This is a genomic window from Pelagimonas sp., from assembly GCF_058892305.1.
Window position 1 is genome coordinate 42,551 of sequence record NZ_JBZXVN010000018.1, and the last position, 13,888, is coordinate 56,438.

Consider the following 13,888-nt stretch of genomic DNA (forward strand, 5'->3'; position numbering starts at 1 on the left):
ACATGCTTATCGCTCTGATCGCCAAGGACAAACCCGGCGCATTGGCTATCCGTCAGGAAAACCGCCCCGCCCATGTGGAATACCTAAAGGCCACAAACGTCGCCCAAGCCGGTCCTTTGCTGGACGACAACGGAGAGATGTGTGGCTCTCTCGTGATCCTCGATCTTCATGACATGGCCGCCGCCCAAGATTGGGTTGCCCATGATCCCTACAACAAGGCCGGCCTGTTTGAATCGACTGAACTGATCGTTTGGAACAAGGTGATCTGATGCGCTACTGGCTGTTCAAATCAGAGCCATCCACGTGGTCTTGGGATCAACAGGTCGCCAAGGGTGACACCGGCGAAGAATGGGACGGCGTCCGCAATTATCAAGCGCGCAATTTTATGCGTGAGATGGCGATTGGGGATCGCGGCTTTTTCTATCATTCGCAAAAAGAAAAGGCCGTGGTCGGAGTGGTCGAAGTCTGTGCCGAAGCCCACCAAGACAGCACAACAGACGACGACCGCTGGGACTGTGTCGACATCCGCGCGGTGCACCCGGTTCAAACGCCTGTCACATTGGACGACATCAAGGCCCATCCCGACTTGTCCGAGATGGTTTTGGTCAAAAATTCCCGACTATCCGTTCAGCCCGTGACAGAGACGGAATGGACGCTGATCTGCACACTGGCCGGGATTTCCCCCTAGGCGCGCGGGTCAAGCTGCGGCAAACTGCCCTTGCGAGACGTCTTTTGACGAACAGGAGGGGCAGAATGCTCGAAATTATCAATGTGCTGGTGGCGGCCGTCGCGTCGTTTGCTGCCGGTTCGGCCTATTACATGAAATTGACCGAACCATGGATGGAGGCATCTGGCGTGCCCCGCAATGATCAGGGCCAGCCGGTCAACGGGGCCAACCCGATGCTCTATGTCGGTACGTTTTTGATGCAGCTGGTTGTGGCCGGAATGATGCGCCATGTGTTTGAGCTTGCGAACATCGACACCTTGGGCAAAGGCTTGGTTGCAGGTATCGGAATTGGGTTGTTTTTCATCACGCCCTGGATTGCCATCAACAATGCCTATGGCAATCGACCGAAAAAACTCACCCTGATTGACGGTGGGTACGCTACCATCGCTTGCGCCATCATGGGGGTGGTTTTGACAGTGTTCTGAACGCTGTCCCACAAATAATGACGGAGGGACCGGCATATACCGGAACCCTCCGTCCACCCACGTGCTCCCTACGCACCACACGTGAAACTGAATCTTGGTCCCAGCCTTCTAGCCGGTTCTATTTCAACTTACTCAAACAGCGGTTTCCAAGCAAACTCCGAATACCTGCAATTTCAAGTAATTGTGCATGGAAACGACTCTATTTCCCACACATCCCATCAATCGACAAAGCACCAGCGATCGGCTCCATCAAAGTGACGTAACGGCAGCTTCGCACCAATGTCGCGATCCGCAAGCCTTAGATTTACGGCCATACGCCCTGACTCCGGCTCCTTCAAATTGGCCCAATGGGTCGTGCATCCGCAAGTCACACAGCGATGAAACGCGATGTTTTTGTCGCCATGCGCATAGGCCGCAGTCGCGCCCTTTATGGTAATGTTCTGTGTATGTGAATAAATCCAATGGGTCCCCAACCGATGGCAGATCGAACAGTTGCAGGACACCGCAAATTCGGGAGTGTCATCAAATCTGATGTGAACCGCGCCGCAATGACAGGTGGTTTCGATCACTAGGGTTCCTCCAAAATAAAAGGCCCCCGAAAATCAGGGGCCCCGTCGCAAAGCATGTCGATTGGCTTAACCGTAGACCGACTCTTTGCCGAAATGCTTGACCAGCAGGTAATAGAACACCGCGCGGTACTTGTTGCGCTCGGACTTGCCGTAAGTCTCGATCGCTTGTTGGATCGCATCCATCAGCTCAGGACCATCAGCCAGACCAAGCTTCTTGATCAAGAAGTTGTTTTTCACTGTTTCAAGCTCAGATTCCTGCGAACCCGCGACGGTGGACGCATCGTCGTTGTAGATTGCCGGACCGCAACCGATCGTGACTTTGGTCAGCAAGTCCATGTCCGGTTCCATGCCGCATTTGTTTTTCAGATCGTCCGCGTATTTCGCAATCAGCTCGTCGCGCTTGCCCATAGGTAACTCCCTCATATCGGGGTCCCACACCCCGTTAAACTTGGTTCTGAAGGCCCTTTTGGCCATCTGCGGCAAGATTAATGGTTATTCACAGGCAGGCAATGATAAAAACACCCGCGCTTTCCCATGTGCAGCGCGCGACGTGTTTTGGTCGGGGAAGGTCAAGACTGCGCGCATAGACACGGCAAAACTGATCCTGACCAACAAAGCCAGCAGAGGTGTTCCGCAATGCAAGACAATCAAGTCTCCTTTACCCAGATGAAAGATGGGACCAAGGACGAATACCTCTTGCTGCAAAAGCTCGAAAAACCCTATTTGGCCATGACCGCGGATCGCATCCTTGATGAACTTCGCCGCCAAGGGGAGGTCAGCCTCGAAGGCTACAAAATCAACCGGCTTGAGCATGGTCTACAATCTGCCACACGGGCCGAACGGGATGGGGCGGATATAGATTGGATTGTTGGAGCCTTGTTGCATGACATCGGCGACGGTCTGGCCCCACAAAACCACGATCGGTTTAGCGCCGAGGTCATCCGCCCCTTTGTTCGATGGGATGTCGCATGGGTCGTTGAACATCACGGTATTTTTCAGATGCTGTATTATGCGCACCACTATAACTGGGATGAAAACGCCCGTGATCAGTTCAAAGATCATCCATGTTTTGCCAATTGCGCCGCCTTTTGCGAGCGCTGGGATCAATCCTCCTTTGACCCTGATTACGACATGCTGCCACTAGAGCATTTCGACCCTATGCTACGCGAGGTCTTTGCGCGCAAAGCCTATGATCCGGCCGTCTTACGCGACGGGTTTGTGTCCACTCTCACCGCGTAACGCCCCCAGTGCATGACCAACCCGGCGCGAATTTCCCCTGTAAGCCGCCCAATGCGACCGCTACAAAGCCGCTAACCAATTAGGAGAACACGGTTATGGGTCTTTTTGACTTTTTCAGAGGTGGCAAGAAAGTCGCCGCAGTTGCCCCCACAGCGGACGATCTCAAAAAAGAAGTCGCCGATCTTGGTCTGGATGCCGACAATGTTGAGATCAAAGTTGACGGCGAAACAGTGACCGTCTCCGGCGATGTCGATCAGGAAACCAAGGAAAAAGTTATCCTTGCGGTGGGCAATGTCGACGGCGTGACCAAGGTCGAAGACAACCTTGGCGGCGAAGAACCAAAATTCCACACAGTGGAAAAGGGCGACAGCCTTTGGAAAGTCGCGGAAAAAGCGCTTGGCAATGGTGCCCGCTACACCGAGATTTTTGAGGCAAACAAGCCCATGCTGAGCGACCCTGACAAAATCTACCCCGGTCAGGTGCTGCGCATTCCTGCGTAAATCCCCCAAAAATGTCTTGCGATCAGCCCTGTCATTTTGGCAGGGCTTTTTGCTGTCTTGCACGATGCGCGCCCCCTGCGACCAAAACGCGGCTTGTTCGGCCTGCCGTCCTGCGCAGTATTGCCCCAGACGCACACAAGACACAGATTTGAGGGAGGCACAAAATGACGTCTTATTTAAAGAACACACCGAACCAGGACGGTTTTTTTGGCGACTACGGCGGGGCACAATTGCCACCCCCGCTAGAGCCGCATTTCAAGGAAATTCGTGAAGCCTATGACAATATCTCCAAATCGTCGGAGTTCATTCGCGACCTGCGCTATATCCGCAAGCATTTTCAGGGCCGTCCAACACCTGTTTCGCATCTGAAAAACCTGTCCAACTTGGCCGGCGGTGCCCAGATTTACGCCAAGCGCGAAGACCTCAACCACACCGGCGCGCACAAGCTAAACCACTGTATGGCCGAGGCGTTGCTTGCCAAACATATGGGTAAAACCAAGCTGATGGCCGAAACCGGGGCCGGTCAACACGGCGTCGCCTTGGCCACTGCGGCCGCCTATTTCGGTATGGAATGTGAGATCCACATGGGTGAGATCGACATCGAAAAAGAAGCACCCAACGTCACCCGCATGAAACTTCTTGGCGCGACGGTTGTGCCTGTTGGTTTTGGCGGTCGCTCTCTCAAAGAAGCGGTCGACAGCGCCTTTCAGGCCTATGTACCGCAGGCCGACCAGGCACTGTTTGCGATCGGGTCCGTCGTTGGTCCGCATCCCTTCCCAATGATGGTGCGAAATTTTCAGCATATCGTCGGCATAGAAGCGCGTGAGCAATTCATGGAAATGACGGGTGAGCTTCCTGACATTGTCGCCGCCTGTGTTGGCGGAGGGTCGAATGCGATGGGCTTGTTTGCGGGCTTTATTGATGATGACGTCCAGCTTTATGGCGTTGAACCGCTTGGCACATCGTCCAAGCTCGGCGAACATGCCGCTACCATAACCTACGGAGAAGACGGCGATATTCACGGTTTCCGCACCATGGTTCTCAAGGACGAAGCCGGCGAACCAGCGCCTGTTCATACCGTCGCTTCAGGCCTTGATTACCCTGGTGTCGGGCCCGAACACGCGCATCTTTATCGCACCGGCAAGGCCAATTACACCGCTGCAAATGACAAAGAGGCGCTCAAAGCCTTCTACGACCTAAGCCGTCACGAGGGCATCATTCCCGCGCTCGAAAGCGCCCATGCCGTCGCGTTTGCCCAGCGTGAAGCGCCCAAAAATCCGGGCAAGTCGATCTTGATCAACCTGTCCGGTCGCGGTGACAAAGACATTGATTACGTCACTGAAACCTTTGGGTTCGGCGAAGACCTCTAAGATACCCCCCTGCCGATCCAAAGCCAAACCTCGGCAGGGGAGTTATTCACATTCGGAAAATTGAACACAGTTTTTGCCCCCTGAGACAACTCCATTCCGAAGCATTTCAGGGCTCGTTAAGAATGGCCGCTTATCAATGACAGACGCCGAATAGGTACCTGTCTGAATGCGCCGAACTCTAACAATTTTATTAGCGTCTTTTGTCGCTCTGGCCCTGTGCCTTTGGCTGGGCAATCGGCTGAGTATATCCGCGGCGCACGGGGAAATGACCGCCCGAGCGGAACAGTCAGCGCACATGTGGCTTCGAATTTTGACGGCTGAAGAAACGCAGATGCAAGGATGGCTGAATGGATCGTCTTTGTCTTCCAGTGACCTGAACCGCCTTGAAAACTATCGCAATTCCTCTGATGTGTTTCGGTTCAAACTGTATGACCTCAAAGGTGATCTTGTTCTCGACTCCGGGAATTCCGAAATTTTGAGTGACCCGCACCATGGACGTCACGCCATAAATGAACCACTGAGTCATGTTCTGGCCACCGGGCTCCCTGCGACCGAAATGTGCGAAGGGAACCATGATATAAATGCCCCTGAACACTATGCGGAATCCTACATTCCCATTTTTATCGATGGGAAACTTGCCGGTGTCTTTGAGGCCTATCTTGATATGACCGAAGCGGCCGCCGACGTTCGGACATTGTTTAGCAACCTAATCTTGACCATTGGACTGTTAATTATTGCCGCTGTGATCATTCCGTTTGGCGTCGTTTTGGTGTTTTGGTTTAGATTGAGGAAGCTGGTGTCACACCTGCGAACGGCCCGAAAACGAGCAGAAAACGCCGAGCAGGCAAAATCATCCTTCCTGGCCCAAATGAGTCATGAACTCAGAACACCGATGAACGGCGTTATTGGAATGTTTGACTTGTTGGAACGGTCTGGTTTGAATTCCGAACAGCGATCCATCGTGTCGACGATATCCCAAAGCTCGACGGCTTTGTTGCGCATAATCAATGATCTACTCGATTTCTCCAAGATCGAATCCGGTCAACTGGAGATCGTCAGCGCACCATTTAATTTGCGCCAACTGGGCGAAGATGTCGCCACCATATTTGCCGCGACACTTGCGGCGAAATCCGTCGAAATCACCATCGACAGCGAAATGCCCGATGCGCTTTGCTTTGAAGGGGATGCTGCCCGAATACGCCAATGCCTGCTTAACCTTGTTGGCAACGCTGCGAAATTCACGATGGCGGGGCATATCAGCATTTCGTTGCAAAAAGCAGACGATGGTCATGTTATCATTACCGTTTCGGATACCGGTGTCGGAATAGCCGAAGACCAACTTGGCCAGATTTTTGAAGCGTTTTCCCAGATTGAAAACGGAGCAACCCGAAGCTTTGATGGCGTGGGCCTTGGATTGACCATCACCTCCAAACTAACGCAGCTAATGGGCGGCAGTCTTTCCGCGATCTCAGATCTTGGCGTGGGATCAGAATTTGAAATACGACTGCCCCTCAAGCAAATAGAGTGCTCACAAGATAGTCAGGCGTATTGGGCAAAGTCTCAGAATTTGCTCGCAGGCAAGCGGGTTTTGATAGCCGAAAGCCGTCAAAGTATGAGCCGGTCTCTGTGCAACACACTGCGCCTCTTGGGGGCGCAACCCGTGCCGTGCCCATCAGGTCGGACTGCGCTGGACATGCTCGAAACCCTGGTGAAACAGAACATCAAACCGGACATTTGCCTGATTGATTGCGGAATCAATGACAAAAACGGCGCTGTTCTGATGGATGAGTTGAACGCCATTGTCGATCTGCCTTGCATCATCATGCTTCGCCCTGACCGCGATCATTCGGCCACCAAAATCAAAAACCGCGGGTTTTCGGGGTCGCTTCGCAAGCCAATCAAACTTCGGGAATTCACGATGGCGCTCTGTCGTGCATTGGATCCGGCTTTTGGCAAACTGCCAGACACACAAATCAATTCACAAGACCCGGATTTGTCCAAGGTTCGCATCCTGTTGGCCGAGGACAATCGGACCAACCAACTGGTCGTTCAAAAGCTGCTCAAGAATACCGGTGTCGATATTAACTTGGCCAACAATGGCCTTGAGGCGGTTGAGATGTTCGAAACCCTGCATCCTGATCTGGTGCTGATGGATATTGCCATGCCGGAAATGAACGGGCACGAAGCGACACAGATAATCCGGATGATTGAAGAAAAACAAAATTCCCAAAACACGCCGATCTTGGCGTTGACCGCAAATGCCCTACCAGAGGACCGCAGGGCCTGTCGTGCCTCTGGGATGAATGGTTTTTTGGCCAAGCCAGTAAAAAGGGCCAAGCTGATCGACACTATCGTCGCCCACCTTGGCCCTGATGAAGCCGGAAAATCACCGGATCCTTAAGCTTTTATTAGTAGCGGTAGTGCTCTGGCTTAAATGGTCCTTCGGGTTTGACCCCAATATAGGCCGCCTGCTCTGCCGAAAGCGTTGTCAGTTTAACACCGATCCGCCCCAAGTGTAGGCGGGCAACTTTCTCATCCAAATGTTTGGGGAGAATGAAAACACCCGGCTTGTAGTCGTCGCCATTTGTCCAAAGCTCGATCTGTGCCAAAACTTGGTTGGTAAAGGACGCCGACATCACAAAAGACGGGTGCCCGGTGGCATTGCCAAGGTTCAACAAACGACCCTCGGACAGCAGGATGATCTTGTTGCCGGATGGCATTTCGATCATGTCCACCTGGTCCTTGATGTTGGTCCATTTGTGGTTTTTCAGCGAGGCAACTTGAATTTCGTTGTCAAAGTGACCGATGTTGCCAACGATGGCCATGTTCTTCATCTCGCGCATATGCTCGATGCGGATCACGTCCTTGTTGCCAGTTGTGGTGATGAACACATCGGCAGAATCGACAACGTCTTCCAACAAAACAACCTCAAAACCGTCCATCGCCGCCTGCAGGGCGCAAATCGGATCGGCTTCGGTCACTTTCACACGGGCACCGGCACCGGCCAGTGACGCCGCAGAGCCTTTGCCAACATCGCCATAACCGCAAACGACCGCGACTTTACCGGCCAGCATGGTGTCGGTGGCGCGACGAATCCCGTCGACCAGCGATTCTTTACAACCGTATTTGTTGTCAAACTTCGACTTGGTCACACTGTCGTTGACGTTGATCGCCGGGAATGGCAGCTGACCGTTTTTCGCCAGATCATACAAGCGGTGAACGCCTGTGGTTGTCTCTTCGGATACACCCAAAATCGCTTCGCGCGTCTTGGTGAACCAACCGGGGCTGGCGGCCATGCGTTTTTTGATCTGCGCAAAGATGGCTTCTTCTTCTTCCGAAGTCGGAACTTCGATCAAATCCACTTCGCCTGCCTCAACGCGCGCACCCAGCAACACATAAAGCGTCGCATCGCCGCCATCGTCCAGGATAAGATTAGCCCCTTCTGGGAACATGAAGGATTTATCAAGGTAATCCCAATGCTCAACCAGCGACTGGCCTTTGATGGCGAAAACTGGAACACCTGCCTCGGCGATCGCCGCGGCTGCGTGATCTTGGGTCGAGAAAATATTGCACGATGCCCAGCGCACATCGGCCCCCAAGGCAACCAGCGTTTCGATCAATACCGCGGTTTGGATGGTCATGTGCAACGACCCGACAATCCGCGCGCCTTTTAGCGGCTGGCTTTCGCCAAACTCTTCGCGCAGCGCCATAAGGCCCGGCATTTCCGTTTCAGCGATGTCGAGCTCTTTGCGGCCAAATTCGGCCAGCGCAATGTCTTTGACGATGTAATCTGCGGCCATGAGCCTGCCTCCGGTTGATTGATCCGTTGGCGCACGGCCTATCATTCCCCGAACCCGCGGGCAACGCGCATAAACCTGCAAAGCAAGCTATTCATGTTTCGTTTACCCCCTATCCTGCAAACAGGCTGTATTCACGGGGAATTCCGTCCACGTCCTAGTTTCTTCCAGCTTGGATTTTAGCGCACGCTCCACAACAACATCGCGCGAGGCGCGATGTGTATGGGCAAATACGAATAGCGCAATCGCGGCCAATCCCAAAACACGAGGGCGGCGTTCATCAGACGTTTGAACATGGCATCGTTCTGTCACCTGGCAACGACTACGGACATGCATACCGAGAAAGGACGTGCCTCTGCCGGTTCAAATTTCGGATCAGATCAGGCACGAACCCAATCAGTTCTTGCCGCCTTTAAGTCGACAGATAGTGATCCCAAGCCTTTAGCATGCGCATCAAATGTGGCAATTTCACCCTAGCACAAAACGAGGGTGGCAGAATGGCAACAAAGCAAACGCGAGCATGGCAACGGATGCTATCGGGGCGCAGGCTTGACCTTTTGGATCCGACCCCCGTTGATATTGAAATCGAAGACATCGCCCATGGCTTGGCTTTTGTGGCGCGTTGGAACGGTCAGACCAAAGGCGATTTCGCCTATTCGGTGGCCGAACATTCCCTCTTGGTCGAGGAGCTTTTTGGCCGAGTTCACCCCAAGGCCACAACGGCTGAGCGCTTGACCGCGCTGTTACATGATGCCCCGGAATACGTGATTGGCGACATGATTTCCCCGGTCAAAGCCGCCGTTGGCCCCGATTACGAAGAGCTCGACAAACGATTGACCGCCGCCATTCACATTCGGTTTGGATTGCGCGCGACTACGACGGTTCGGCTTAAAAAGCTGATCAAAAAGGCCGATCGGATTAGTGCGTGGATGGAAGCGGTTGAGATTGCCGGGTTCACCCGAGACGAAGCCGACAAGCTTTTTGGCGCACCTGATCTTGATCTTATTTCCGATCTTCACATCAAACTCCGCCCGCCAGTACAAGCAAGACAAGATTTTACCGCCCGCCATGCCGCCTTGATGAAGGACATGCCTTGATAACTGTGCGCCGCGCCGGCCCCTTGGATGCCCGCCCGATGGCCGATTTGTTAAACGAAATTATTGCCGAAGGTGGGACAACAGCGCTAACAAAATCGGTATCCGCCCAAGACCTTCGGGATTGGATGGAAAGCGAGTCACATCAGTCAGCCTGGCACATCGCGGAAGATGAAGCCGGTGACGTTTTGGGATTTCAACTGATCAAACCAGAAGCATATCTCCCGGACGAGGCCGTAGATATCGCCACATTTGCCAAGGTCGGGCGGGTCAAGATGGGCATTGGGTCCAAGTTGTTTGAGAAAACCAAGGAAGCGGCCCGGCAGCTTGGCTATCAATGGATCAATGCCAACATTCGCGCCGACAACAGCGGCGGTCTCGCGTATTATCAAAGCCGGGGGTTCGAAGATTACGCGATGAAAAGTGGTGTGATCCTGGACAGCGGTGAGACGGTGGACAAGGTTTTGAAACGCTACGATCTATGAACGGACCCAAAAGGTTAATTTTCGCGCATTCGAAACAAATCTTCCTCATTCTTGCCCCAATTACAGACCATAGAGATTTCAACAGGGGATTTCCCCTAACAAGATTTACTTGGAGACCCATCGTGTTTCGTCTGAAATCAGCTTTTGCCGCCCTTCTTGTGTTGACCATTGCAGGCTGCGCACAAACCAAAACGCCTTTTGCATCGTCGATGAACCGTGATGCAGAGCCGATGGTCCAGACCGAACAAGAACGCACATTGGCCCATCAGGCCCAAGCCTTGGACCGCATGTCCAAAGACCTTGTGCGTAAGACAACATTCAAAGGCGCAGCACTAGGTGCCGTTGCGGGATGTGGTCTGGCGATTGCGGGTGGGTCCAAGGCGAAATGCGCTCAGGCTGCTCTTGTCGGCGGGCTGATCGGCGGAGTGGCCGGCAATGCTGCGGGCAAGGCAGAGGCGAAAAAACGGGTCGAGATTGTCGAATTAAACCGCGTTCTTCCAAGCCTGCGTAAAACCAATGATCAAATGGATGTGGTTTCGGGTGGTGTTGCCGAGCTTGTTGCCAAGCAAGACGCCGAAATTGCCCAGATGCAACAACAACTTGCCCAAGGCGATCTATCACAACAAGCCTATGACACACGACTTGCCGAAATCCGCACCCTACGCAGTGAGGTTGCCCAAGCTCTGGCGCTTAGTGCAAGCCAAGCCCGTCAGGCGAAAACCGCGCTCATTGATGCCAAGGCGCAGGGGCAAACCGGTATTGATTGGTACATTGCCGAAACAAACAAGCTAGAAGCCGAAGCCGTATCAGCTCGCGCTCAGTTATCGTTGCTTTAACACTTCTAGAAACGGCGTGATCCCTAACCGGGTCGCGCCTTAACGAGGGCTGCGTTTTGCCAGTATCCGCTGCAATGTCCGGCGATGCATGTTCAAACGACGCGCCGTTTCAGACACATTGCGATCGCACAATTCATACACTCGCTGAATATGTTCCCAACGGACGCGATCCGCGCTCATCGGGTTTTCAGGAGGCGGGGGCAAATCATCGCCCTTGGCCAATAGCGCATTCATAATGTCGGTCGCATCCGCCGGTTTGGACAAATAATCGGTTGCTCCGATTTTGACAGCAGCAACCGCCGTCGCAATTGCGCCATAACCAGTCAAAACAACGACGCGGCTGTCGGGGCGCTTTTCTCTTAGAACTTCAACCACATCGAGCCCATTGCCGTCTTCTAGGCGAAGGTCAACAACAGCATAGGCCGGCGGTCGCGCTGTGGCGACTGCGGACCCGGCGGCAACAGACCCAGCCGTTTCCACATCAAATCCACGTTTTTCCATCGCTTTGGCCAGTCGCCGCAGAAAAGGTTCGTCATCGTCCACTAGTAACAGGGACCTATCGTCGCCGAGTTCCTCGATGCTGCGTTCCGCCAAAGCCTATCCTCCCGGATGAAATCCCGCCAATAACGCTAAGTATTATATGCGTAATATGGCATGGTCAAACCCGGTTTCTACTTTGCCGCAGCCTGTGCAAAGCAGGCAACCTGATCTGCCATCTGTTCCGGAGTGGTTTCACGGCGAAAAAACTCGACAAATCCGACCTCGGGCAACACCAAATAGGTGAAGGTTGAGTGATCAACCAAATAGTATTCATCCTCGGCCGGTTGGGCTTTGAAATAGGTGCGATAGGCTTGCGACGCCGCTTTGACCTGCTCCGCTGATCCGGTCAATCCAATCATCTTTTCATGATTGTTATAAGCAAAATCGCCCACCACCTCCGGCGTGTCGCGCTCGGGGTCGATCGAAATGAAAACTGGCGTTGAGCTTATTCCGCGCTCGGCCAAAAGATCAACGGCTTCGGAATTGCGGGCACTATCGAACGGGCAAACATCCGGGCAGAACGTATAACCAAAATAGAGAAGCGACGGTTCGGTGATCACATCCGTATCGGTCACGGTCTGACCTTCGGAATTCACCAAGGTGAACGGTCCGCCAATCGTGGCACCACCGCCGGCAACGGCACCCGTGCGGCATTGCTCAAACGGATCATCCGACGAATTGCCCAACGTCATATAGGCCGTTGCACCAATCAAAGCGACAACAGCAACAGAGGCGGATATGGCGGCCAAACGCGACATGGCTCTCTCCCTTTCAATCGAACTCAGGCACAGGTAACACTTGGGGCACCCCGCGCAAGGGGCGAAAGGGCACATATGACACAAAGTGAACTCGGCCTGATCAGCGAAGACCAGCGCAGCAATTGGATTCGTCTGCGCACGATGATTTTGTTGCGATGGGTGGCGATTGTTGGACAGATCACCGCGATCACAGTCGCGCAGCGCATGTACAATCTGCAACTCGAATTGGGGCTTTGTTACCTTGCTATTGGCGTGTCGATTATTGGCAACCTAATCGCCATCTTTGTGTTTCCAGAAAACAAACGTCTGAGCGAAACGGAAAACTTTTTGATGGTCATGTTTGACCTGCTGCAATTGTGTTTCCTGTTGTATTTGACCGGTGGTCTAAACAATCCATTTTCTTTGCTTGTGCTTGGTCCGGTGACCGTCTCGGCCTCTGTTTTGACCCTGCGTTCGACACTTATCCTCGGGTCTACGGCCCTTATTTTTGTGACGCTGATGGTGAATTTTCACCTGCCTTTGCGGACAGATGATGGGTTTATTCTGCGTATTCCTGATATTTTCGTCTTTGGGCAATGGATCGCGATCTGTATCGCCTTGCTGTTCATTTCGCTCTATTCACGGCGCATCACCCTTGAAATGCACTCAATGTCCGACGCTTTGGCCGCGACGCAAATGGCCTTGGCACGGGCCCAAAAACTTAATGATTTAGGGGGCGTCGTGGCCGCGGCAGCGCATGAGTTGGGCACACCTTTGGCGACAATCAAACTAACATCCTCTGAGCTGGTTGATGAGTTGGAAGACCGACCGGAGTTAAAAGAGGACGCCGAATTGATCCGCGAGCAGGCAGATCGGTGTCGTGACATTTTGCGCTCTATGGGGCGGGCCGGCAAAGACGATTTGCACATGCGCCAGGCCCCATTGATAGAAGTTATTCGTGAGGCAGCCGAACCACATCAGGATCGGGGAAAAGAAATATTAATAGAAGATGGCCCCGGTCCTGGGGGCGAAAACGCCCAACCCCAGATCCTCAGACAACCCGAGATCATCCATGGGTTGCGTAATCTCGTACAAAACGCCGTTGATTTTGCTCGGACATCTGTCTGGATCGAAGCCCTTTGGACCGAAGACATCATCTCGATCAGGATCGTTGATGACGGGCGTGGTTTCCCGCCACATTTGATCGGCCGGATCGGCGACCCATTCATGCGTCGGCGCCGAAGCGAAGGTGAAAAAAGGGCCCGTCCAGAGTATGAAGGCATGGGTTTAGGCCTGTTTATCGCCAAAACATTGCTGGAGCGAACCGGCGCGGAACTTAGTTTTGCCAATGCCTCTGATCCCTATCAATCGGACCGAAGCAGCGGTCAGCGCAAAGGTGCTATAGTCGAGGTCGTCTGGCCTCGGGCCTTGATCGTTCCCATTCCGCCAGAGCATGGAATGGGTGTGGGAGAAAACCAGCCAATCAAGATTTGACTCTACTTATAGTTGCAGCATATACCTTAACTCGCTGTTAACCAGTATTGATGTATGAGAGAGAGCCAATTTGTT

Annotated in this window: 16 protein-coding genes; 11 read left to right on the plus strand and 5 right to left on the minus strand. The window is 53.3% G+C overall.

Annotation, left to right across the window (positions count from 1 at the left end):
• Window positions 1–2: 2 nt before the first annotated feature.
• The 3 genes from AC5EFR_RS08035 to AC5EFR_RS08045 all read left to right on the plus strand — a co-directional run bounded on the left by AC5EFR_RS08035 (window position 3) and on the right by AC5EFR_RS08045 (window position 1,152).
• Complete coding sequence (locus AC5EFR_RS08035) at window positions 3–269, plus strand: YciI family protein (RefSeq protein ID WP_493575333.1); 267 nt, start codon at window positions 3–5, stop codon at window positions 267–269.
• Window positions 269–688 carry an EVE domain-containing protein gene (locus AC5EFR_RS08040; RefSeq protein WP_493575334.1) on the plus strand — a complete coding sequence of 140 codons (420 nt, stop codon included), beginning with the start codon at window positions 269–271 and terminating at the stop codon, window positions 686–688. The genes AC5EFR_RS08035 and AC5EFR_RS08040 overlap by 1 nt, the downstream gene beginning before the upstream one ends.
• Window positions 689–753: 65 nt before the next feature.
• A complete protein-coding gene (locus tag AC5EFR_RS08045) occupies window positions 754–1,152 on the plus strand; it encodes a DUF1761 domain-containing protein (protein WP_493575335.1) in 399 nt (132 codons plus the stop codon).
• 218 nt (window positions 1,153–1,370) lie between these two features.
• Here AC5EFR_RS08045 and AC5EFR_RS08050 read toward each other — a convergent pair whose 3' ends face one another.
• Window positions 1,371–1,721: a GFA family protein gene (locus tag AC5EFR_RS08050; RefSeq protein ID WP_493575336.1), complete on the minus strand. Its 351-nt coding sequence runs from the start codon at window positions 1,719–1,721 to the stop codon at window positions 1,371–1,373.
• A 66-nt stretch (window positions 1,722–1,787) separates the two neighbouring features.
• Window positions 1,788–2,129 carry a DUF2853 family protein gene (locus AC5EFR_RS08055; RefSeq protein ID WP_493575337.1) on the minus strand — a complete coding sequence of 114 codons (342 nt, stop codon included), beginning with the start codon at window positions 2,127–2,129 and terminating at the stop codon, window positions 1,788–1,790.
• Between the two features lie 228 nt (window positions 2,130–2,357).
• Here AC5EFR_RS08055 and AC5EFR_RS08060 point away from each other — a divergent pair, with 228 nt between their 5' ends.
• The 4 genes from AC5EFR_RS08060 to AC5EFR_RS08075 all read left to right on the plus strand — a co-directional run bounded on the left by AC5EFR_RS08060 (window position 2,358) and on the right by AC5EFR_RS08075 (window position 7,231).
• The gene (locus AC5EFR_RS08060; RefSeq protein ID WP_493575338.1) at window positions 2,358–2,960 is read left to right on the plus strand and encodes an HD domain-containing protein; all 603 of its coding nucleotides are present in this window, start codon (window positions 2,358–2,360) and stop codon (window positions 2,958–2,960) included.
• Window positions 2,961–3,055: 95 nt separating this feature from the next.
• Window positions 3,056–3,460 carry a peptidoglycan-binding protein LysM gene (gene lysM, locus AC5EFR_RS08065; RefSeq protein ID WP_431373004.1) on the plus strand — a complete coding sequence of 135 codons (405 nt, stop codon included), beginning with the start codon at window positions 3,056–3,058 and terminating at the stop codon, window positions 3,458–3,460.
• 164 nt (window positions 3,461–3,624) lie between these two features.
• Complete coding sequence (gene trpB / locus AC5EFR_RS08070) at window positions 3,625–4,830, plus strand: tryptophan synthase subunit beta (protein WP_493575339.1); 1,206 nt, start codon at window positions 3,625–3,627, stop codon at window positions 4,828–4,830.
• 331 nt (window positions 4,831–5,161) lie between these two features.
• A complete protein-coding gene (locus AC5EFR_RS08075) occupies window positions 5,162–7,231 on the plus strand; it encodes a response regulator (protein ID WP_493575340.1) in 2,070 nt (689 codons plus the stop codon).
• A 7-nt stretch (window positions 7,232–7,238) separates the two neighbouring features.
• Here AC5EFR_RS08075 and ahcY read toward each other — a convergent pair whose 3' ends face one another.
• Window positions 7,239–8,630, minus strand: a complete 1,392-nt coding sequence (gene ahcY, locus AC5EFR_RS08080; protein ID WP_493575341.1) for an adenosylhomocysteinase — start codon at window positions 8,628–8,630, stop codon at window positions 7,239–7,241.
• A 494-nt stretch (window positions 8,631–9,124) separates the two neighbouring features.
• Between ahcY and AC5EFR_RS08085 the strand changes: the two genes are divergently transcribed.
• From AC5EFR_RS08085 to AC5EFR_RS08095, 3 genes are all read left to right on the plus strand, one after another.
• Complete coding sequence (locus tag AC5EFR_RS08085) at window positions 9,125–9,724, plus strand: HD domain-containing protein (RefSeq protein ID WP_493575342.1); 600 nt, start codon at window positions 9,125–9,127, stop codon at window positions 9,722–9,724.
• Window positions 9,721–10,206, plus strand: coding sequence for a GNAT family N-acetyltransferase (locus AC5EFR_RS08090; protein WP_493575343.1), 486 nt, complete (start codon window positions 9,721–9,723; stop codon window positions 10,204–10,206). The genes AC5EFR_RS08085 and AC5EFR_RS08090 overlap by 4 nt, the downstream gene beginning before the upstream one ends.
• Before the next feature lie 122 nt (window positions 10,207–10,328).
• A complete protein-coding gene (locus AC5EFR_RS08095) occupies window positions 10,329–11,042 on the plus strand; it encodes a hypothetical protein (protein ID WP_493575344.1) in 714 nt (237 codons plus the stop codon).
• Between the two features lie 39 nt (window positions 11,043–11,081).
• On the opposite strand, the gene AC5EFR_RS08100 is transcribed toward AC5EFR_RS08095, so the two are convergent.
• On the minus strand, window positions 11,082–11,636 hold the full coding sequence (locus tag AC5EFR_RS08100; protein ID WP_299921954.1) for an ActR/PrrA/RegA family redox response regulator transcription factor: 555 nt from the start codon (window positions 11,634–11,636) through the stop codon (window positions 11,082–11,084).
• Window positions 11,637–11,713: 77 nt separating this feature from the next.
• On the minus strand, window positions 11,714–12,340 hold the full coding sequence (locus AC5EFR_RS08105) for an SCO family protein (RefSeq protein WP_493575345.1): 627 nt from the start codon (window positions 12,338–12,340) through the stop codon (window positions 11,714–11,716).
• Between the two features lie 75 nt (window positions 12,341–12,415).
• Between AC5EFR_RS08105 and regB the strand changes: the two genes are divergently transcribed.
• Window positions 12,416–13,813 (plus strand): sensor histidine kinase RegB, encoded by a 1,398-nt coding sequence (regB, locus tag AC5EFR_RS08110; RefSeq protein WP_493575346.1) that lies wholly within the window; start codon window positions 12,416–12,418, stop codon window positions 13,811–13,813.
• The last annotated feature ends 75 nt before the right edge of the window (window positions 13,814–13,888 follow it).